This window comes from Arthrobacter sp. efr-133-TYG-120 (assembly GCF_030209785.1).
Taxonomy (GTDB): Bacteria; Actinomycetota; Actinomycetes; order Actinomycetales; family Micrococcaceae; genus Arthrobacter.
This window is the reverse complement of sequence record NZ_JARVRI010000015.1, coordinates 71,242-91,798: the sequence shown is the minus strand read 5'-3', so window position 1 is coordinate 91,798 and position 20,557 is coordinate 71,242. Positions and strand designations below refer to the sequence as shown.

The following is a 20,557-nucleotide window of genomic DNA, read 5'->3' as shown; positions in this document are numbered from 1 at the left end:
TTAGGAAGCCCCCCATCCTTCGGTCCGGCACGTCGACTTGCCGGGACCGTTCAAAGCTTGACGTGCGGATGATGGGGTTGCAAGCCGTGTTTCGAGTGCCGTTCGGGGCTCTGGAGCACATGTCAGACATGTGTGCGCAAGCGTTTACATTTTTACACCGCGCGCGTGCCATGGAAAGCGCGGGGGTCAAATGTTTCTGAATAAATCTGATTTATTTGAAAAGTTCACATGCCATTAACGCGGGGGCGAATTGACTTGACAGGAGTCGGAAAATTGCCGTGGGGACGGCTGTCGTTGGTGGGATTCGTGGTCGGCCGGAGCGGGATACAAAACTGCCCGCGCCGGGGTCCGGCGCGGGCAGTTCGCTCGTTCGAGGTGGGGCTATTTGGCCTTCGTGGAGCGGGTTCGCACCAAGGCGGTGACGCCCGCGGCCAGGCCGATGAGGCCGGCCGCGAGTCCGAACCAGCCAGCCGTGGATCCTGCGTCGCTGGATGTCGTCGATGCCGCGGCCGACGGCGCCGGGGTCACGGACGGGGAGGACGTGGGAGCCGCCGATGCGGCTGCGTCGCTCGCGGTGGTGACGAACGAGGGAGCCGGGTGCTCCGGTTCAGGCTGCCCCCCAACGGTCTTCTCGTCCCACTTCACCACCGTGCCGTCGGTGTAGCTCTGTGTGGCTGGCAGCGTCACGGTGGTGCCGGCGTCGGGGAGTACACCCACCGAGATCGAGAACGCCTGGTATTCGTTCTGCCCGATCTGGTGTGCGGCGTCCGCGGTCCAGACGACCGAACTGACCGCCTTGGTCACCGTTGCCCCCCCAACCGTGACGGGTTTTGGCAGGGTGGTGGTGACGAGCTCGGCCGTCCAGCCCTCGACCGGCTTCACGGACACAGAGTTGAAGGGCGTATCTGTGGGGAGTGATACTTCGAGCTTGTTGGTCTTGGCCGTCGGGGACTCGTTGGGAACGTTGAAGGTCAGGTGGGTGTAGCCGCCTGCTGCGGGGTCGTCGGGATTGACGTTGACGTGTGCGGACGCTGCGGAGACGCCGAAGGCGAGCAGCCCGGCGGCCATCGTCGCGGCGCAGGCGGTTTTGAGGGTACGGCGGGAGGAGGTCTTCATGGCAATGATGCCCTTTCACAAAAGAAAAGCGGTTTGGGGACCGGGGCGGACGGAGGTCCGGACCGGTGAAGGCAGCGAGGTGCCGCCTGTCCCTGGCCATATGTGAAAGGGAGAGTCTCAGGCGGCGGGCACCGGGGCTGGCGGGCCGCGCAGGGAAGGAAGCCGAAGGCCGGGAAGGCTGCGTGGATGCACAACCGGGGTCGGGCACGGAGCAGAGGTTCGGAGTGGCTGAATCGCTGTTGGAGCAGGCAGTTGGACCAGCGGCCGCAGCCACGCTGCCAGTGCCCACAGTGCTTGTTCGCCGCGCGCGAGGACCAGGGCCGTGCCCAGGGTTGCGACTGAGTGCGCCCCGAGCATGTGCCAGTCGCTGGCGGCAGCGTGGGCTGAGGCGATGGCGCTTACGGTTTCCGGGGTTGACGCCAAGGGAACATGTCCTGCATGCCCGGACTGCAACGATGCCGCGGTGGGCGTTCCGGACAGGGCGCAGAATGCCCAGTGAAGGCAGAGCTGTCCGGCTCCCAGCAGCCCTGCGACGACGGGAAGCGAAACCCGGGCGCGGGTCAGGATGGCGACAGGGAGGATTGTCAGGGCACAGAGCGCCGTCAAAATGCCTGGTGCCGGAAGGTTTCCGCCGCCGGCAAGGTGCCCACCCGCGGCCAATCCAAGAATGATCGAGCCGACCAGGCTGGTCCGCAAGAACCGGAAAGGCGCGGATGTCATGATCGGCGGTCCTTCCGGTTCGAGCGCTTAGGGCGGAGAATCACTCAAATTCTACTGCGCTGCGAACTCCGGAATAGCCGGGAGCCTGGGCTCCCGGCTATTCGATCAAAGCTTGGCGATGATGTCCGCCAGGAGGCGCGAAATGCGTGCGCCCGCCGTCTGTCCTGCCTCGATGACTTCCTGGTGGCTCAGCGGTACCGGGCTGATGCCGGCGGCCAGGTTGGTCACGAGGGAGATGCCGAAGACCTCCATGCCTGCGTGCCGGGCGGCGATGGCTTCCAGAACGGTGGACATGCCCACCAAGTCCGCGCCGATTCGCTTGGCGTATTGGACCTCGGCCGGAGTTTCGTAGTGCGGGCCGGTGAACTGGGCGTAGACGCCTTCGTCGAGCGTCGGATCCACTTCGCGGGCCAGTCCGCGGATGCGCGAGGAGTACAGGTCCGTGAGGTCCACGAACGTGGCGCCTTCAAGGGGAGAAGCCGCCGTCAGGTTGATGTGGTCGCTGATCAGCACGGGTGTGCCGGGGGTCCAGGCTTCGTTCAGGCCACCGCAGCCGTTGGTCACCACCAGGGTCTGGCATCCGGCTGCCGCGGCTGTGCGTACGCCGTGGACTACAGCGCGGACGCCTTTGCCTTCGTAGTAGTGGGTACGCGCGCCGAGAACGAGGGCCCGCTTGCCTTCCTTGGTCAGGACCGAGCGGATGGTGCCCACATGCCCCTCAACGGCAGGAGCGTGGAAGCCGGGAACTTCCGACGCCGTGAGGGTCGCCGTTGTTTCGCCTATGAGATCCGCAGCGGCGCCCCAGCCTGAGCCGAGCACGAGTGCGACGTCGTGGGTTTCGACGCCGGTCTCGGCCGCGATGTAGTCGGCCGCAGCTTTGGCGGCCTCGAATGGGTCTGTATTCATCAGCTCTGTGTTACTCACTGGTACAAACTACAGTGCTGCGCGCGTTGTTGAACAGGGCGCAGTTGGGCAGGTAAGCGGCCTCTACAGGCGTTCTCAGGTGGGGCTTAGTGGCAGGTCCGCCCGCATTAAGTGAGAATGGAACATTGTGACCATGCATCCTGACTTCAGCTCACCACGAATCGCGATCCTGGGCGGAGGTCCAGGCGGATATGAAGCGGCCATGGTCGCGGCGCACTTGGGAGCGAGGGTAACCCTCATCGAGCGCGCCGGACTCGGCGGCTCAGCCGTCCTCACCGACGTCGTACCCTCCAAAACCCTGATCGCGACGGCGGATCTCATGACCCGCGTCGGCGAGGCGGGGGAGCTGGGAGTCAAGTTCGCCGTCGACGGCAGCGATGTGGCGCCGGGCATGCGCGCGGACCTGGGCCACATCAACGACCGTGTCCTGCACCTCGCGCGGGAGCAGTCGGACGACATCCGGGTGGGCCTTGAGCACCTTGGCGTGGAGATCCTGATGGGCTCCGGAAAACTCCTGGACAACCACACCATCGAGGTCATTACCTCGGAGGGTGTCAAGACAATTACCGCCGATGCCATTCTTCTCGCCGTCGGCGCCCACCCCCGCGAACTGCCCACGGCAAAGCCCGACGGTGAGCGCATCCTGAACTGGGCACAGATCTACAACCTCGAGGAACTTCCGGAAGACCTGATCGTCGTCGGTTCCGGCGTCACCGGCGCCGAATTCGCTTCGGCCTACAACGGCCTTGGCTCGAACGTCACCCTGATTTCGAGCCGCGACCAGGTCCTGCCCGGCTCGGACACGGACGCGGCCCAGGTCCTTGAAGGTGTCTTCAAACGCCGCGGCGTACGCGTCTTGTCCCGCTCACGCGCGGAGGCCGTTGAAAGGACCGACGGCGGTGTTAAGGTGACGCTTGGCGACGGCACCACCGTCTCGGGCAGCCACTGCCTCGTCTGTGTTGGCTCCATCCCTAACACGGCCGGAATCGGACTCGAAGAGGCGGGCGTGGCTGTCACTGAGTCCGGCCACATCAAGGTCGACGGCGTCTCCCGCACCACCGCGCCGAACATCTATGCCGCCGGTGACTGCACCGGAATCCTGGCCCTCGCCTCGGTCGCTGCCATGCAGGGCCGCATCGCTGTTGCGCACTTCCTGGGCGACGCCGTCATGCCGATCAAGCTCCACCAAGTGGCTTCCAACATCTTCACTTCACCCGAAATCGCCTCTGTGGGCGTCTCCGAGGCCGACCTCGAATCGGGCAAGTACCAGGGTGATGTGGTCATGCTGTCCCTGCTGAGCAATGCCCGCGCCAAGATGCGCAACACCAAGGACGGCTTCGTGAAGATCATTGCGCGCAAGGGCTCGGGCACCGTGATCGGTGGCGTCGTCATCGGTCCGAATGCCTCCGAGCTCATCTATCCGATCGCCGTTGCCGTGAAGCAGAAACTGCACGTCGACGACCTCGCAAGCACCTTCACGGTGTACCCATCGCTGACCGGTTCCATCTCGGAAGCGGCGCGGCGGCTGCACGTGCATATGTAGGGCTTGGCTCTCGACTCGCATTCGATCCTGCGACACAGAAAATGCCCCACGACGCGCGAATTCGCGTGTCGTGGGGCATTTTCCGTCGCGTGAAACCAGATCAAGCACTTTGGACGACGATGACGAGTCGGCCGTCGTCGATCCGGTAGAGCACCCGATAATCTCCCGTTCGGACGCGCCACTCGACCCGCCCTGCCAGCTTCTTGGCGCCGGGTGGGCGCGGAGTCTCGGCCAGCAACTCGATGGCTGCTTGGACCCGGCGGCGGCCCTCGGGAGGGAGCTTGCGCAGTTGCCGAAGGGCCGCTGGCAGGACCGTGATGTTGTAGCTCACGTCAGGCCCAGATCGCATGTGCGTTCCAGATCAGTGGGTCGGCTATTTTGTCAGAGCCTCCTGAGATGCTTTGGGTATGGAAGCGATCGGACACCTCACTACCCGCCAGGCCGCTGCGCCCGGCGGCGGGTTCGTCGTGTTCCATAAGGTGCGCGAGCCGCGGATGGTGACGGCGGCTGCTCAAGCGGCGGGTCAAATGCCGGGGCCGCGTCGGCTCGCTCTGCTGGATCCGCCCGAGGATCGCGACAGCCGTCACGACGGCGGTCGCGGTGGTCCGCAGGGTGTTCTTGAGGGCGCACTCGCGGCGTTGCGCTCGCTGGCACGGACGGCTGTGGACGACGTCGGGACGCTGGGGTTGCAGGACTCCGCCGCGTTTGCCTCAGGCGTGGAGGAACTCTCCCGCACCCTGGACTACTTGCAGCTCGTCGCCGCGGGGCAGTTGCACCGGGTCCGGCAGCAGGAGCCGGCCTGGGGGACCGGCTGGACGACGGGCTGGGGAGCCGACGCCGGGGAGGGCGGCTCCAGCGATGGTCCCCGCAGCGCCGAACCTGAAGCTCGAGCAGCCGGGGCCAGGGTCGACGTCGACGGCGGCGGGCTCGCTGCCGGTGACGCCCGGGCCGCGGTCAGGGAGTTCCGGAACACGGGCGAGCACCTGCGCTCGCTGCTGCGGATCGGCTCGGCGGAGGCCCGTCGCCGCCTTGCCCTGGCGGAGGATCTGCTGCCGGGCCGCTCACTTACAGGTCAAAGGATCCAGCCGCGATATGGGGAAGTGGCCGCGGCCCTGGCCTGCGGGAGCATCGCGGCCCGGCCGGCGACCACCATTACGATGGCCCTGGACCGGGTCCGGCCACGGTGCAGCGCGGAGACAGCCGCGGACATGGAACACGCGCTGACCATGACGGCGGCCGAGAACGACGCCGATTTCCTGGCCAGGATCGCCCGCCGCTGGACCGACGCGATCGACCAGGACGGGGCCGAGCCCAGCGAAGAAGCCCTGCGCCACCTCCAGGGCGCTTTCCTACGTAAACCCAAACACGGTCTGCAGCATCTGGAAATCTTCGCCACCCAGGACCAGTACGAGCACCTGCTCACCGTCATGAACACCGCCACCAATCCCCGGACCCGCACGTCCGCGGAGCCCGGACCCGGGGACCATGCGGTGGACGCGGGCGGCGGAGACGGCGGGAGCGGGCCGGCAAACGCTCCGACGGACGGCCGGGCGGATGCTCTGCCGGGTGGTTCAGGTGATGATGCCGCGTCCCTGGACCGCCGCACGAGGGCGCAAAAACTCCTGGACGGGTTGCTGGGCGCCTGCAAGATTGCCCTCGCCACGGGTGCACTGCCTGCGGCCGGAGGCCAACGCCCCCAGATCATGGCCACCATCGATCACCGGGAGCTCCTGGCAGCGCTGAAAGACGCGGAGCAGCTCACGTTCCTCGGGCAATCTGGACAAGCCGGGCGCTCCGGCGGGTCGCAACGCGGCACGGGGAGCTTTACGTTCACAGGCCCGGTCCCGGCGGCCACGCTGCGGAAGATCGCCTGCGACGCCGACATCATTCCCGTCGTCCTCGGCGGTGACGGGCAGGTGCTGGACATCGGCCGGTCCTCCAGGATCTTCCCGGCGCACATCCGTAAGGCCATTACCACCCGGGACAAAGGCTGCGCGTTCCCTTCGTGCACGATGCCGGCCCCGTGGTGCGAAGCCCACCACATCGAGTACTGGTCGCGGGGTGGACCAAGCAGTGTCGACAATGGTGTCTTGCTGTGCAGCCACCACCACCATCTGATCCACAACGAAGAATGGCACATCCAAGTCCAAACAGGCGTGCCCTGGTTCATCCCGCCACCCCACGTCGACCCACGCCAACAACCACGCAAGAACCGCTACTTCCATGTGTGATCGCGCGTGTCGGTGTTACCTGCCTTGAGAGTGTGATGTGCCGGGGCCGATCGACCAGATGGCGACCACGCGCCCGCGAGGTGACCTAGCTGCAAGGATGCGCGCGTGGGTGATTATCCAGAAGGGCGACTTGCACGCTCTGGTTTACTAGGGCACATGGGGGATCTGACAGAAAACAAAGATCGCAAACTCAGAGTTGACGGCCTGGTCAACGGACGTGACCTCGGTGGTCTACGGCGTGCAGACGGGACACTTTCTCCGCGAGGCGTGTTGTTCCGGAGCGAGAACGTCGATTGGATCACCGGGAACGGATGGCAACAGATCCATGATGCCGGGATCCGAACCGTGGTGGACCTTCGTCAGCAAGGCGAACGGGACACGGATACCAAGGAACGGCCCAGTTGGCTCACCACAATCCACGTTGATCTTGACGGCCTGGAAAACAAGGAATTCTGGGCCGACTACTGGGACAGCGGTCTGGTGGGCACAGCGATGTATTTCCAGCCGCACCTCGCCGCCATGCCCGAACGGGCCGGCGCCGCTATATCCGCCGTGATCAACGCGCCGGCAGGAGGGGTCCTCTTCCATTGCATGGGCGGCAGGGACCGGACTGGCCTGCTCGCCATGGCTCTGCTTCACGCAATCGGCACAGACCCCGAAGGCATCGTCGATGACTATCTGGAAACCGTCAGGCTAGGCGATGCGCGGGCGGCCAGAGGCGAGCGAAACAACGTCGAACCTAGGCTTGAGGAACTATGCCGGCAACACGGCACAACAACTGAAGGCGCCTTCCGGTATGCCTTGGAAAAATTCGATCTCCACACCTTCCTCGACGCCGCGAAGCTCACCGACAGGGACCGGGAGGGCCTGTTCACGTGGCGCGGCGCGGCAACCCCTACGCCGCAACGCCCTGGAAATGCTTCTCGATAATCCCCTTGATGTCCCCATGGCACCCTCCGCACCCCGTCCCCGCGCGGGTCGCCTTGGAAACTTCCGGCACGGACGAGCAGCCATCCAACACGGCTTCCTCGATGCTCGCGCCGCTGACGCCTGCGCAGCGACACACTGTGCGCTGCGGATCATCATTCGAAGCGGAAGAGCCGAGCTGGTCCGGCCCGTCCAGGCGTAGGAGGAGTGAACGGTCTGCTGGCAACTCGGAGCCGCGTTCGAACAGCATCACGAGCTCCGCGGCCGTGCGCGGCATGCCTACGGTGACGAGTCCTTCGAGCGCGCCGCCCCGCGTCGTCATTTTGACGTAGCGGCCGTGTTCGGGATCGGCCCACTGGGCGACCTGGCGCCGGGGCGTTCCCTCCGAGACACCCACGGACAACAGCTCGTCATCCCACGGCTCAGCGCTGTTGTCGCCAGCGACCGCCAGGTTGATGCCTCGCGCCTTCAACACCACGACGCCGGGCTTCTCCTGCGGCAGCGGTGCCAAGGTGTCGGCAGCGTCCTGGCCGCCTTCGGCAAGAAGGATCAGGTACTCGGCAAGCCACTCGGCCTGCCGCCAACCCGGTCCCACCAGCCCGGAGGGGCCAAGTGCTGTGCGGCATTCGGCGCACTCGGCATCGGCGCAGCGGACTTCGGCGCAGTCCCCGATGGCGAACATGTGCGGCTCGTGATAGGTCCGCAAGTGGTGATCCACAAGGATGCCGGTGGCCGCGGGCAGCCCGCAGCCTTCGGCCAGTTCGATCCGGGGGCGCACGCCGCAGGAAAGGACAAGAAGGTCGCCTTCGATCCGCGACCCGTCGTTGAGCACGAGGGCCGAAAACATGCCGTCGGGGCCATTGTGCTCCACCGCCGTGGAACGGGCGTTGCCCACCATGGTGATCCCGCTGTTGCGCAAGCTCGCCGCGAGAACGGCTCCACCGCCGCGGTCGATGTTGCGGCCCAGCGGGAAGGAGCCGTTGTGCACCACCGTGGCCAGGGCGCCTTCTTCGGCTGCGGCCAAGGCCGTTTCAAGGCCGAGTACACCGCCACCGAGCACGATCACGCGCTTGCCGGCAGTCACGGCGTCGCGCAATTGAGCGGCGTCGCGGAGGTCCCGGAGGGCGGTCACCCCTGGAGGGAGGACAGGGTGTGCAGGGTCGGGGTTGATACCCGTGAGGTTCGGAATGACGGGTCGCGAACCCGTGGCGAACACCAAACGGTCGTAGCCAGGCGTGGTCCCGTCCGAAAGGACAAGCTGCTGGCGTGCGCGGTCGATGCGTTTGACGGTGACACCCAGCCGGACTTCGACGCCGTCCGCCGCCAAATCGGCAGCGTCCGCCATCGCGAGGGCTGCCGCGGTAGTACGACCCACGCCGAGTTCTGCCACCATGACACGGTTGTAGGCCGCTTCGCTTTCCTGCCCGACGACGAGCAGCTGGACAAGGCCGCCGCGCACGGCGGGCAACAGCTCGTCCACCAGCCGGGCTGCGACCGGTCCGAATCCGACCACCACAATTCGCTCGCTCACGATGCCTCCTTGACCTGCGTTAACAAGCCGGCGCCCGCTGGAACAGCCAACTGGCCAGCCAACGCCGATTCGATATTTGGTAGTGCCGCCTTCCGGACCCAGACCGTGCTGGTCTTGAACTCCGGCATGCCCGAGATGGGATCCGTAACCGCTTCAGTGAGCAGGTTGGCGCTGCCGAGTCCAGGGAAATGGAAGGGCAGGAAGACGGTGTCCGTCCGGATGCTGTTGCTGAGCTCCACCCTGCACAGGACCTCTCCGCGTTCGTTGGAGACCCGGACAAAGTCGCCGTCGGTGATGTCCCTGACGGCCGCCGTCGCGGGGTGGATCTGCAAGAGCGCCTCCGGCTGCGCGGCGGCGAGTTCGGCCACGCGGCGGGTCTGGGCGCCCGATTGGTAATGTTCCAGCAACCGCCCGGTGACAAGCGTCAGCGGGTCAGGATCAGAGCCGACGACGGCGGATCGCCGGGACCGCGTCCGCGGTGCCACCGGGACCATCACCGCGCGTCCGCTGGCGTGCGCGAAACCGTCGAGGAAGAGTCGCGGCGTTCCCGAACTACCGGTGGGATAAGGCCAGTAGGCAGCCTCTCCTCGATCCAGCATGGCGTAGTCGATTCCGGAGTAGTCGGCCAGGCCGCCCGCCGAGGCGAGCCGGAGCTCCTCGAAGACGGTCTCGGGATCGTCGCTGAACGTGGACGGAGCGTCGAGCGATTCGGCGAGCCGGGCCATGAGCCACAATTCGCTGCGGACGCCCGGGGGAGGGGTGAGCGCCTTACGACGGCGGAGCACGCGGCCCTCGAGGTTGGTCAGGGTACCTTCTTCCTCGGCCCACTGGGTGACCGGGAGGACCAGGTCGGCTTCCAGCGCCGTCTCGGACATGAAGAAGTCGCAGACAACCAGGAAGTCCAGGCTCCGCAGGCCCTCGATCACCGCGCCGGCGTCGGGGGCTGACACCGCAACATTGGCGCCGTGCACGAAGAGGCAACGGACGCCGTCGGGCTGTCCCAAAGACTTCAACAGCTCCACGGCGGGAAGACCGGGGCCGGGGATGAGTGATTCGTCGACGCCCCACACCTTGGCGACGTGGGCGCGGGCGGCGGGATCGGTGATCTTGCGGTAGCCGGGGAGCTGGTCGGCCTTTTGGCCGTGCTCGCGGCCGCCCTGGCCGTTTCCCTGGCCGGTCAGTGTGCCGTAGCCGCTGCGGGAGGATCCCGGCAGGCCGAGGAGGAGGCTGAGGTTGATCGCGGCGGTGGCGGTGTCCGTACCGTCGACGTGCTGTTCGACGCCGCGGCCGGTGAGGATGTAGCTGCCGCCGCGCCGGGCGCCGTCGGCGAGGCGGCGGGCGGTTTCCCGGATGAGTGTGGCAGGCACGCCGGTGATTGACTGGACGCGCTCCGGCCAGAAAGCGGAGAGGCTACGAACTATCGCCGGGTACCCGGTGGTGCGATCCTCGAGGTATTCGGCGTCGGCGAGGCCTTCGTGGACCACCACGTGGGAGATACCCAACAGCAGGGCCAGGTCCGTTCCGGGGGTCGGCTGCAAGTGGATGCCGCCGCCGTCGCCGGTGAATGCGGCCGTCGCGGAACGGCGGGGATCGGCCACGATCAACCCGCCGGAATCGCGCGCGCCCTGCAGGTGCTGGACGAACGGCGGCATGGTCTCGGCGACGTTGGAGCCGAGAAGGAAAATGACGTTTGCCGAATCGAGGTCTTCCACGGGGAACGGGAGGCCGCGGTCCACACCGAACGCGCGGTTTCCGGCCGCCGCGGCGGAGGACATGCAGAAACGTCCGTTGTAGTCGATGCGCGAGGTTCCCAACGCCAAGCGGGCGAACTTGCCCAACTGGTAGGCCTTCTCATTGGTGAGTCCGCCGCCGCCGAACACGCCGACGGCGTCTGGCCCGTACTGCTCGCGGGTCTGCTTGACGGCGCCGGTGACCAGCATGAGTGCCTGGTCCCACGTGACTGGCCGGTGGACGCCGTCGGACCCTTTGAGCATGGGTTCCGTGACGCGTCCGGTGTGGTTCAACAACGACGCCGATGTCCAGCCCTTGCGGCACAGCCCGCCCCGGTTGGTGGGGAAGTCGCGGCCGGACACGTCCAGGAGCGGAAGTGCCTTTGCCGCGGGAGCGGGGTCTGACCCCGGCTGCGCCGAGGGCGCCGCCGGGGTCAGGGTCATGGCGCACTGCAGCGCACAATACGGGCAGTGGGTGTTGGCGCCATTGGGCATATTAGATGTGTCCCATCGCGGTACGGTTGGCCTTCCGGAGGTAGCAGACCCAGCAAACGATGAGCATCAGCACGTAGGCGCCGACGAAGCCATAGAACGCGGGGGTGTAGGAGCCGGAAGCGCTGGATGCATTGAGTACCTGGGGGATGACGAATCCGCCGTAGGCGCCGATCGCCGAGATCAGGCCGAGCGAGGAAGACGCAAGGCGTGCCGTGCTGGCGGCGCTCGCACCGGAGCGCGCTGCGCGGCTGGAGGTGGCGAAGATGACCGGAATCATGCGGTACGTCGCGCCGTTTCCGAAGCCGCTCGCCGTGAAGAGGAACAGGAACAGGACCAGGAAGAGCCAGAAGTTCTTGAGCGGAAGGGTCCAGATCATGGTCAAGGTGATGACGGCCATCGCTGCGAACGCCGTGACGGTCATGCGGGCTCCGCCCATGCGGTCAGCCATGCGTCCACCGTAGGGGCGGGCGAGGGAACCGACCAGCGGGCCAAGGAAGGCGAGCGAGAGGACAACCGCGCCGAGGTGCATGGAGGAGAAGGCCGGGAAGTAGTCCTTGATGAGCTTGGGGAAGACTCCGGAGAAGCCGATGAACGAGCCGAAGGTACCGATGTACAGGAAGGCCATGATCCACAGGTGCGGTTCCTTGAGCGCGGCGATGGAGCCTGCGACGTCACCCTTGGCGCTGGTGAGGTTGTTCATGTACTTCCAGGCGCCGAACGCGGCGACGAGGATGAGCGGAATCCAGATGAGGCCGGCCATGGGGAGGTTGACCGTACCGGCGGCCAGGAGGGTGACGGCGATCGGAACGATGAGCTGCGCGACGGCGGCACCAAGGTTTCCGCCCGCGGCGTTCAGGCCCAGTGCCCAGCCCTTTTCACGGGCGGGGTAGAAGAAGGTGATGTTTGCCATCGAGCTGGCGAAGTTGCCGCCGCCGAAGCCTGCAAGGCCCGCAACCAGCAGCATGACGCCGAAGGGGGTGCCGGGGTTTGAGACACAGAGGGCGAGGCCCGCCGTCGGGATCAGCAGCAGGAGGGCCGAGACGATGGTCCAGTTTCGGCCGCCGAATCTCGGGACCATGAAGGTGTACGGGATGCGCAGTGTGGCACCGACCAGGCTGGGGATCGAGATGAGCCAGAAGATCTGGTTGGTGTCGAACTTGAAGCCTGCTGCCGGGAGCTGGACGACGACGATCGACCAGAGCTGCCAGACGACGAAGCCGAGGAACTCGGCGAAGATGGACCAGTACAGGTTGCGCTTGGCGATGGAACGGCCAACGGCGTCCCACTGCTCCTTGTTCTCTGCATCCCAGTTGGCAATCCAGCGGCCAGGGCGGTGTTCAAGCTCGGGGACGAGGGCGGTGGGCGCCTGCTCGTTGGTGAGGATTTCGGTGCTTCGGTCAACTGTCACGGAGTGCCTCCTTTGTGGGGACGTTGTCCTTACACGTTAGGTACGGCGCGTTTCGCGGACCGTCGCGGTTTGTAAACGTGCTGTGACATTTGCCTATCGGAGGGGGTCACCACTGCGTGAGGCGATGGTGAGGTTGTTGTGGTGCGGACCACAGAGTGAGACTTTCCAAAGCGTCCACATGCTGGACTTGATTGTCCATTTGTTGGATAGCGGGAACTATTATTGAACTCTCAATAATCTGCCGGCAGGCTCAGCGACGCCGGGCCGGCGTGAACGAAAGCATCCACTACATGTCTTCCATCGCTGAATCCAAGGAAAGCGAGTCAGTCAAGCCGGTCAACTCGCGGGGCCGGGTGATCTTCGCCAGCCTCATCGGAACGTCCATCGAGTTCTACGATTTCTACGTTTACGCCACGGCAGCTGTGCTCGTCTTCCCTAAACTCTTCTTCCCGACGGCGGACGAGACCACCCAGCTGTTGAGCTCCTTCGCGGTGTTCGGTGTCGCCTTCGTCGCCCGGCCGCTCGGCTCCATAGTTTTCGGCCACTTCGGTGACAAATTCGGTCGCAAGGGAACCCTGGTTGCGTCCCTCCTGACCATGGGTATCGCCACGTTCCTGATCGGTTGCCTCCCCACGGCACAGGTCCCGGGCTGGACCTTCCTGGCTCCCACATTGTTGGTTGTGCTGCGGTTCGCCCAGGGCCTGGCCCTCGGGGGAGAGTGGAGCGGCGCCGCGCTGCTCGCAACGGAGAACGCGCCGGCCAATAAACGCGCCATCTATGGAACATTCCCGCAGATGGGTGCGCCGATCGGCTTCATCCTGGCCAACATCATCTTCCTGGTCTTCAGCTACACCTTGACTCCCGAGGCCTTCGCCGCCTGGGGCTGGCGCGTGCCGTTCCTGCTCAGCGCCGTCATGGTGATCCTTGGCCTCTACGTGCGCCTCAAGCTCATTGAAACTCCCGCATTCACCAAGGTGCTGGAGTCCAACGAAGTGGCCAAGCTGCCCATCGGACGCGTGTTCAAGAAGAGTTGGCGCCCGCTGATCCTCGGTACCTTCATCATGCTTGCGACGTACGTGCTGTTCTACCTCATGACCACGTTCACCCTGACCTACGGCACCAAACCAACCCTGGTGGGCGCCCAAGCCGCTGCGGTGAAGGCCGGAAAGCCCATGACCGACGCGGCCGCCGCGGCGTTCGTACCAGGCCTGGGTTTCAGCCGGAACGACTTCCTCTGGATGCTGATTGCCGGCGTCGTCTTCTTCGGCATTTTCACCCTGGTGGCCGGTCCGCTGGCCGAAAAGTATGGCCGCCGCAAGATGCTCCTGGCCGTGACCGCGGGAATCCTGGTATTCGGCTTGCTCTTCGTGCCGTTGTTCAGTGGCGGCTTTGTTGGCACCATGGCGTTGCTGATCATCGGCTTCTCGCTGATGGGCCTTACCTTCGGCCCCATGGGTGCGCTGCTTCCGGAACTGTTCCCGACCAACGTCCGATACACCGGATCCGCCGTCAGTTACAACATGTCCAGCATCCTCGGCGCGGCTGTGGCTCCGTTCATCGCGGTCTGGCTCTGGGAGTCGGCCAAGGGCAGCACGGTCCTGGTGGGTGTCTACCTCAGCGCCATGGCGGTACTGACGCTCGTGGCCCTGTTCCTGTCCAAGGAAACCAAGGACACGGATTACGAAAACAACGTAGCTTGAGCTTGAATTAACAGGCTCGGGTTAAATGGCTCCGGCCCCGCACCCATGGTGCGGGGCCGGAGCTCTTTAATTGGGCCCACGCTGCCCGGGTTCCCTGGCCGAGCGAAGCGAGGCTAGGGAGCCAGTGGGTGGGCCCACGCTGCCCGGGTTCCCTGGCCGAGCGAAGCGAGGCTAGGGGGGCAGTGGGGACTAGTCTTCGATTGTCGCGATGACGGCGCCCGCGGAGACGGTCTCGCCTGCCTTTGCCACCAAGCCATGAATGGTGCCGGCTTTGTGGGCGGTGAGGGGCTGTTCCATCTTCATGGCTTCGAGGACCACGATCAGATCGCCTTCTGCAACCACGTCGCCGGCGGCTACTGCCACCTTGACGATGGTGCCCTGCATCGGCGAGGTGAGGGCGTTGCCGCCCGCGACTGCGGCTGTGGCGCCCGCAGAGCGGGAACGCTTCTTGACCTTGGCGCCCTTGGTGCCCGCGTTGGCGACAGAGGAAACCGAGCCGAGAGTCGCCGGAAGGACAACTTCCAGCCGCTTGCCGCCAACCTCGACGACGACGCGCTGGCGCTCACCGGCGTCGGCGGCTTCTGTTCCGGTTCCGGTAGGCGTCCACGCGGGGACGTTGTTGACGAACTCGGTCTCGATCCAGCGGGTGTGCACCTTGAACGGGCCTTCGGCCGGAGCGAACGCGGGATCGGTCACCACTGCGAGGTCGAAAGGAATCACGGTGGGGATGCCTTCAACCACCATTTCCTCAAGGGCGCGGCGGGAACGCTGGAGGGCCTGTTCGCGGGTAGCGCCGGTGACAATCAGCTTCGACAGCATGGAGTCGAAGTTCCCGCTGATGACGTCGCCCTGCTCCACGCCGGAATCGATGCGGATGCCCGGACCTGTCGGGTTCTTCAGGGTGCTGATGGTTCCCGGTGCGGGCATGAAGTTGCGGCCCGGGTCTTCGCCGGTGATGCGGAATTCGAAGGAGTGGCCGCGGACCTCGGGATCGCCATAGCCGAGTTTCTCGCCACGGGCGATGCGGAACTGCTCGCGGACCAGGTCGAGGCCTGTGACTTCCTCCGAAACGCAGTGCTCCACCTGAAGACGCGTGTTGACTTCGAGGAACGAGATGATGCCGTCCTGGCCCACCAGGAATTCGCACGTTCCAGCGCCGAGGTAGCCTGCCTCTTTCAGGATGGCCTTGGAGGACTCGTAGAGGCGCTCGTTCTGCTCCGGGCTCAGGAACGGCGCGGGGGCCTCTTCCACAAGCTTCTGGTTGCGGCGCTGGAGGGAGCAGTCGCGAGTGGACACCACAACGACGTTTCCGTAGGCGTCAGCGAGGCACTGGGTCTCGACGTGGCGGGGGGAATCCAGGAAGCGCTCGATGAAGCACTCGCCGCGGCCGAAGGCGGCAATGGCTTCACGTACTGCGGACTCGAAAAGCTCGGGGATTTCCTCGATGGTGCGGGCCACCTTGATGCCGCGTCCGCCGCCGCCGTAGGCGGCTTTGATGGCGATCGGGAGCCCGAACTCCTTGGCGAAGGCCAGGATCTCGTCAGCGGACTCGACCGGGTCGGCCGTACCGGGAACCAAGGGGGCGCCGACCTTTTCGGCGATGTGGCGGGCCTGCACCTTGTCGCCCAATGCGGAGATGGCGTCCGGGGACGGGCCGATCCAGGTGATGCCGGCGTCGATGACCTTGGCGGCAAACTCGGCGTTCTCTGCGAGGAAGCCATAGCCCGGGTGGATGGCGTCCGCACCCGACTGCTTGGCGACGTCGATCAACTTGTCCATCACGAGGTACGACTCGGCAGCGGTGTTGCCGCCCAGTGCGTAGGCCTCATCTGCCAGCCTGACGTGCAGTGCGTCGCGGTCGGGGTCCGCATAGACGGCCACGGATGCGATGCCTTCGTCCCGGGCTGCGCGGATGATGCGGACCGCGATTTCGCCTCGGTTGGCGATCAAGACCTTGGTGAGAGGGCTGGAAATGGGCTGCGCCGGATTAGCTGACAAGTTGACTCCTTCTGTCCTTCAGGGAGCCTAGCGTGATTTTGAGGGTTCCGCCCATATTGATGGGGGATTCCGTGTGTGAGACGGCCTGTCTTTGTAGGGTTGCTACAAAGGCTGGAAATTGGCCGCCGGGCCGGCGACCCAGACCGCCGCTATTCGCTGCCCGCTTCGGAGCCGTTGTGGGTCCAGAGTTCGGTGATCCCGACGTTCGCTTGCCCGAGCAGATCGCGGAGGGTCGAGATGGAGAGCCCGACGACGGCGTGCGGGTCGCCGTCGACCTTGCGGATGAAGGCCCCGCCCAAGCCGTCGATCGTGAACGAACCGGCGCAGTGCAGGGGCTCGCCGGTTGCGATGTAGGCGTCGATGTCCTTCTCGCTCATCTCCGCAAAGTGGACCTCTGCGCTGGACACCGCACCGACCGTTGCTCCGGTGCCGACGGCCGTCTCGCCGTCGTTCATGTCCGCTGCGGTTTCGCGGCAGTCCACGAGCCAGTGCCCGGTGTGGAGGACGCCCTTGGAGCCGCTCATGCGCAGCATTCGTTCCTTGGCAATGTCTACTGTGTACGGCTTACCGTGCGATTCGCCGTCGAACTCGAACACGGAATCGCAGCCGATCACCAGGGCCCCCTCGGCGTCGGGCAGGGAAGCGACAGCCTCGGCCTTGGCGCGGGCGAGGAGGAGAGCGGTGTCATGCGCATCGGTGACGCCGTACCGGGCTTGCACGGCGTCCTCGTCCACGTCCGAGACGAGTACCTCGTGGTGGATGCCGGCCTCCGTGAGGAGCTTGGTGCGGGCGGGGGACTGGGAAGCCAGGATCAATCGGGTCACGGCTCAAGCGTAGTACGCGCTGCCTTCCCACGACGCTCGCTCACTTATATGGGTGTTTGGCCGGACGCTCGCTCACTTGGGTGAGCGGGCGTTTGGGGAAAGGGCCTTAAAGGTGAGCGGGCGTCGGTTCTGGACACAGAACCGACGCCCGCTGATAGGCAACCAGACGCTTAGTGGACCAGCTCCTTGGTCCCGCCCGCCGACGTCGTGCGCTGCAGGTTTGCGCCCTCGACGTCGACGTCGGGCAGGACCCGGGACAGCCATCGCGGCAGCCACCAGGCCTTTTCGCCCAACAGGTACATCACGGCCGGGACAATGGTCATCCGCACCACGAACGCATCGACGAGCACGCCGAACGCCATCGCGAAACCGAGCGGCCGGACCATGGTCAGGTGGCTGAAGATGAAGCCGGCGAACACGCTGACCATGATGATGGCGGCGGCCGTGACCACAGCTGCGGCATGGCTGAAGCCGCTTCGGACTGCTTGCTTCGCATTCTCGCCATGCATGAACGATTCGCGCATGCCCGATGTGATGAACACCTGGTAGTCCATGGCCAGGCCGAACAGCACACCAATGAGGATGATCGGCAGGAAGCTCAGCACCGCTCCGGGATTGGCGACGTCGAACACGGAGCCCAGCCAGCCCCACTGGTATACGGCCACCACGGCGCCGAACGCTGCCGCGAGCGAGAGCAGGAAACCGCCGGTGGCGAGCAGCGGGACGACGATCGAGCGGAACACCAGGAGCAGGAGGACCAGCGAGAGCCCGACGACGATCGCCAAGTACGGCGGCAAGGCGGCACCGAGCTTCGCGGAGACGTCGATGTTGCCGGCCGTCTGCCCCGTCAATCCGATGGTGGCGCCTGTGGCCTGCTGGATTTCGGAACCCTTGCCCCGCAGTTCCGAGACCACCTGGACCGTGCTGGCGCTCGCGGGGCCGTCCTTGGGGATGACCTGGAAAACGGCCGTGCGGTGATCCTGGCTGAGGGCTACCGGAACGGCCGCCACGACGTTGTCGACACTGCGCAGCTTGTCCGCGACGTCGAACTGCTTCGTCTTGGCCTGATCGTCGCTGAGCCCGTCCGGGAAGGTGCCGACAACCACGATGGGACCGGTCATTCCCTCGCCGAAGCTGGTCCGGGTGAGGTCGTACGCCTTGAACGCTTGCGAATCGACCGGCTCCGAACCGCCGTCGGGCAAAGCGAGGCGCAGCTGGGAGGCCGGGAGGGCCAGCACCCCGAGCAGCACGACGCCGGCAAGCAGCGAGACCACCGGATGCCGGGTCACAAGCCCGCCCCAACCACGGCTGCTTCGCTGCTGGTCCGCCGCGCGGTCCGCCGAGGCGTGGTCAGGCTCGGCGTTGTGCCGCTCTGCCTTGGCCCAGGCCCGCTTAGAGATCAGTTTGCGGCCCACCAGCGAGAGGACTGCCGGAGTCAGAGTGAGGGAGACGACGACGGCGACTGCCACCGTCGCGGCGGCCGACAGACCCATGACCGCAAGGAATGGCAGCCCGGGAACCACCAGTGCCGCAAGCGCGATGACGACAGTGAGGCCGGCGAAAAGGACGGCGTTGCCTGAAGTGCCGGTCGCGAGGGCCACTGATTCCTCGGCGTCCATCCCCGAAAGCAATTGCCCGCGGTGGCGGTTGACGATGAAGAGCGAGTAGTCGATCCCGACGGCGAGTCCCAGCATGAGCGCGAGCATCGGGGAGATGGAACTCATGTCAATGACGCCGGTGAGGGCAAAGGTACCGCCGACGCCCACCGCCACGCCGACGATCGCCATCAGCAGGGGAAGGCCGGCGGCGACGAGCGTTCCCAGCATCACAATCAGGGCAATGGCCGCGACGGCGATACCGATGATTTCGGAGACACCGAACAATTGGGAGACGTCCTCGGTGATTTCCTTGCTGGCCAAGGCTGTGACGCCTGCCGAGGAGACCCCATGGACAATGTCCTGGACTTGCTGCCGGACGGCGGGGGTCAGGCCATTGATCGAGGTCTTGAACTGGACCTGTGCGATCGCCGCTTTACCGTCCGTGGAGACAAAGCGCATCCCTTGGGAAGCGGTCACTTGGCGTTTGGCCAGGGCGAGGGTGGCGGCGCCGTCGGCGGCTTGCTTCTGGCCGGCATCGAGCTTCTGGCGTCCGGCCAGGAGTTCGGCCTTTTGAGGGGCAAGCTGGGCCTGGATCTGCGCCGCGGGCATACCGACGGCGGTCATTTGCTGCTCGGCGGCCTTGAGTTGGGCATCGCCTGCGTCGAGCGTGGCCCGCGCCTTGTCCAGCTCAGCTTGCCCGGCGGCAGCTTTCTGTTCCCCGGCAGCAAGATCGGACGGTGCCTTGTCCAAGGCGGCTTGGGTCGTGAACGGGTTGACCGTGGACTGCACATCCGGCAGCTTTTCCAGCTGGGCGAGGGCCGACGCAATGGCGTCCTTGCCGGCTTGGTTGAATCCGGCGTCGCCGGCTTCGAAGACGATCCCTGCGGAACCGCCCGAGGAGGCAGGAAGGTCCTTCTTGAGTTTGTCCAGCATCTGCTGGGTCTCAGTGCCGGGGATCTGGAAATTGTTGGACATGGTGCCGTGGAAGGCGGCGGCAGAGCCGCCGACGGCCACGAGCACTGCCAGCCAGAGGGAGATCACCAGCCAGCGGTGACGGTAGGAGAACTTGCCAAGGCGGTAGAGCAGGAGTGCCATATCGGAACCGATCTGTCGGTGTGTGGTTATGCCGAGTGTTGGGAGTCTGCCGCGGGCTGAGGGCTGTGCGCCGACGGGGTTTGAGGGGCGGGTGCCTTGAAGCCTGAACCGAGCAGGCCAATAGCGTCGATCAAGTGCTGCCGCAAGCTCGCGAGGGATTCAGCGGATAGATCCGGGCCGTGTTGTTCGAACCAGACGCTCATGGCTGCCTTGCCGCAGGAAATGATGGACCCTGCCAGGGCCCGCAGATATAGCTCGTTGACATCCGGGCCGAGGCGACGACGGGCAGCGTCGATGATCTGAGTGGTGCAGTGGTCCCAGGCTTCCAGTTCGGAACGCACCAAGGCACGGTTGTCGTGGGTGAGGCTGAAGAGTTCGGCCATGGGGGAAACCGTCATAGGGTCAGCCAGCGCCGTGAGGGCGGCCCGGGCGGAATCGAGGATGGGTTCGTCCGAAGGGCGCAATCGGAACTGTTCCAAGGCATGGCCCAGGAAGCCTTCGGTCACGGACGCCAAGGCTGCTTCGAGGCTGGGGAAGTAGTTGAAGAAGGTGCGCCGGGATACGCCGGCTTCTTCCGCGATGTCTTCCACGGTGAAATTTCCGGCCCCCTTGCTGCGCAACACGGCGAGGGCCGCGTCGGAGATCGCTTGGCGGGTGGCCAGTTTGTTCTGTTCGCGGCGCGACGGGAGGGCGATAGTGTCGGAAGGCGTCACATAG

The 20,557-nt window shown here is 65.5% G+C and carries 15 protein-coding genes; 4 read left to right on the top strand and 11 right to left on the bottom strand.

Annotated elements, in window-relative coordinates:
- Window positions 1-381: 381 nt before the first annotated feature.
- From QRN51_RS10570 to QRN51_RS10560, 3 genes are all read right to left on the bottom strand, one after another.
- A complete protein-coding gene (locus QRN51_RS10570; RefSeq protein ID WP_284989795.1) occupies window positions 382-1,116 on the bottom strand; it encodes a YcnI family copper-binding membrane protein in 735 nt (244 codons plus the stop codon).
- Between the two features lie 117 nt (window positions 1,117-1,233).
- Window positions 1,234-1,836: a hypothetical protein gene (locus QRN51_RS10565; RefSeq protein ID WP_284989794.1), complete on the bottom strand. Its 603-nt coding sequence runs from the start codon at window positions 1,834-1,836 to the stop codon at window positions 1,234-1,236.
- A gap of 105 nt (window positions 1,837-1,941) precedes the next feature.
- Window positions 1,942-2,742: a purine-nucleoside phosphorylase gene (locus QRN51_RS10560; RefSeq protein WP_284989793.1), complete on the bottom strand. Its 801-nt coding sequence runs from the start codon at window positions 2,740-2,742 to the stop codon at window positions 1,942-1,944.
- Between the two features lie 145 nt (window positions 2,743-2,887).
- Here QRN51_RS10560 and QRN51_RS10555 point away from each other — a divergent pair, with 145 nt between their 5' ends.
- Complete coding sequence (locus QRN51_RS10555; RefSeq protein WP_059387905.1) at window positions 2,888-4,303, top strand: NAD(P)H-quinone dehydrogenase; 1,416 nt, start codon at window positions 2,888-2,890, stop codon at window positions 4,301-4,303.
- Between the two features lie 100 nt (window positions 4,304-4,403).
- Here QRN51_RS10555 and QRN51_RS10550 read toward each other — a convergent pair whose 3' ends face one another.
- Window positions 4,404-4,652: a type II toxin-antitoxin system RelE family toxin gene (locus tag QRN51_RS10550; protein ID WP_370872622.1), complete on the bottom strand. Its 249-nt coding sequence runs from the start codon at window positions 4,650-4,652 to the stop codon at window positions 4,404-4,406.
- A 58-nt stretch (window positions 4,653-4,710) separates the two neighbouring features.
- Between QRN51_RS10550 and QRN51_RS10545 the strand changes: the two genes are divergently transcribed.
- Both QRN51_RS10545 and QRN51_RS10540 read left to right on the top strand, forming a co-directional pair.
- The gene (locus QRN51_RS10545; RefSeq protein ID WP_284989792.1) at window positions 4,711-6,534 is read left to right on the top strand and encodes an HNH endonuclease signature motif containing protein; all 1,824 of its coding nucleotides are present in this window, start codon (window positions 4,711-4,713) and stop codon (window positions 6,532-6,534) included.
- A 156-nt stretch (window positions 6,535-6,690) separates the two neighbouring features.
- Window positions 6,691-7,464: a tyrosine-protein phosphatase gene (locus tag QRN51_RS10540; protein WP_284989791.1), complete on the top strand. Its 774-nt coding sequence runs from the start codon at window positions 6,691-6,693 to the stop codon at window positions 7,462-7,464.
- On the opposite strand, the gene QRN51_RS10535 is transcribed toward QRN51_RS10540, so the two are convergent.
- From QRN51_RS10535 to QRN51_RS10525, 3 genes are read right to left on the bottom strand one after another with little or no spacing between them, the layout of a single operon-like run.
- Complete coding sequence (locus tag QRN51_RS10535) at window positions 7,430-8,992, bottom strand: FAD-dependent oxidoreductase (protein ID WP_284989790.1); 1,563 nt, start codon at window positions 8,990-8,992, stop codon at window positions 7,430-7,432. The two genes, QRN51_RS10540 and QRN51_RS10535, sit on opposite strands and share 35 nt — an antisense overlap.
- Complete coding sequence (locus QRN51_RS10530) at window positions 8,989-11,217, bottom strand: molybdopterin oxidoreductase family protein (RefSeq protein WP_284989789.1); 2,229 nt, start codon at window positions 11,215-11,217, stop codon at window positions 8,989-8,991. Before QRN51_RS10530 ends, QRN51_RS10535 begins: the two co-directional genes overlap by 4 nt.
- A gap of 1 nt (window position 11,218) precedes the next feature.
- Window positions 11,219-12,625, bottom strand: coding sequence for an MFS transporter (locus QRN51_RS10525; protein ID WP_370872196.1), 1,407 nt, complete (start codon window positions 12,623-12,625; stop codon window positions 11,219-11,221).
- A gap of 290 nt (window positions 12,626-12,915) precedes the next feature.
- Here QRN51_RS10525 and QRN51_RS10520 point away from each other — a divergent pair, with 290 nt between their 5' ends.
- Window positions 12,916-14,325: an MFS transporter gene (locus QRN51_RS10520; RefSeq protein WP_059387901.1), complete on the top strand. Its 1,410-nt coding sequence runs from the start codon at window positions 12,916-12,918 to the stop codon at window positions 14,323-14,325.
- A gap of 189 nt (window positions 14,326-14,514) precedes the next feature.
- Here the strand turns inward: QRN51_RS10520 and QRN51_RS10515 are convergent, their stop codons facing one another.
- The 4 genes from QRN51_RS10515 to QRN51_RS10500 form a co-directional block, all read right to left on the bottom strand.
- Window positions 14,515-16,323 carry an acetyl/propionyl/methylcrotonyl-CoA carboxylase subunit alpha gene (locus tag QRN51_RS10515; protein WP_284989788.1) on the bottom strand — a complete coding sequence of 603 codons (1,809 nt, stop codon included), beginning with the start codon at window positions 16,321-16,323 and terminating at the stop codon, window positions 14,515-14,517.
- A gap of 149 nt (window positions 16,324-16,472) precedes the next feature.
- A complete protein-coding gene (locus QRN51_RS10510) occupies window positions 16,473-17,147 on the bottom strand; it encodes a Maf family protein (RefSeq protein ID WP_059387898.1) in 675 nt (224 codons plus the stop codon).
- Between the two features lie 170 nt (window positions 17,148-17,317).
- Complete coding sequence (locus QRN51_RS10505) at window positions 17,318-19,840, bottom strand: MMPL family transporter (RefSeq protein WP_284989787.1); 2,523 nt, start codon at window positions 19,838-19,840, stop codon at window positions 17,318-17,320.
- Window positions 19,841-19,866: 26 nt separating this feature from the next.
- On the bottom strand, window positions 19,867-20,553 hold the full coding sequence (locus QRN51_RS10500; protein WP_284989786.1) for a TetR/AcrR family transcriptional regulator: 687 nt from the start codon (window positions 20,551-20,553) through the stop codon (window positions 19,867-19,869).
- Window positions 20,554-20,557: the final 4 nt, after the last annotated feature.

Bases quoted from the DNA above. Each gene is read 5' to 3' on its own strand.
- QRN51_RS10570 (WP_284989795.1), bottom strand. From the start codon at position 1,116: ATGAAGACCTCCTCCCGCCGTACCCTCAAAACCGCCTGCGCCGCGACG.
- QRN51_RS10565 (WP_284989794.1), bottom strand. From the start codon at position 1,836: ATGACATCCGCGCCTTTCCGGTTCTTGCGGACCAGCCTGGTCGGCTCG.
- QRN51_RS10560 (WP_284989793.1), bottom strand. From the start codon at position 2,742: ATGAATACAGACCCATTCGAGGCCGCCAAAGCTGCGGCCGACTACATC.
- QRN51_RS10550 (WP_370872622.1), bottom strand. From the start codon at position 4,652: ATGCGATCTGGGCCTGACGTGAGCTACAACATCACGGTCCTGCCAGCG.
- QRN51_RS10545 (WP_284989792.1), top strand. From the start codon at position 4,711: ATGGAAGCGATCGGACACCTCACTACCCGCCAGGCCGCTGCGCCCGGC.
- QRN51_RS10540 (WP_284989791.1), top strand. From the start codon at position 6,691: ATGGGGGATCTGACAGAAAACAAAGATCGCAAACTCAGAGTTGACGGC.
- QRN51_RS10530 (WP_284989789.1), bottom strand. From the start codon at position 11,217: ATGCCCAATGGCGCCAACACCCACTGCCCGTATTGTGCGCTGCAGTGC.
- QRN51_RS10520 (WP_059387901.1), top strand. From the start codon at position 12,916: ATGTCTTCCATCGCTGAATCCAAGGAAAGCGAGTCAGTCAAGCCGGTC.
- QRN51_RS10505 (WP_284989787.1), bottom strand. From the start codon at position 19,840: ATGGCACTCCTGCTCTACCGCCTTGGCAAGTTCTCCTACCGTCACCGC.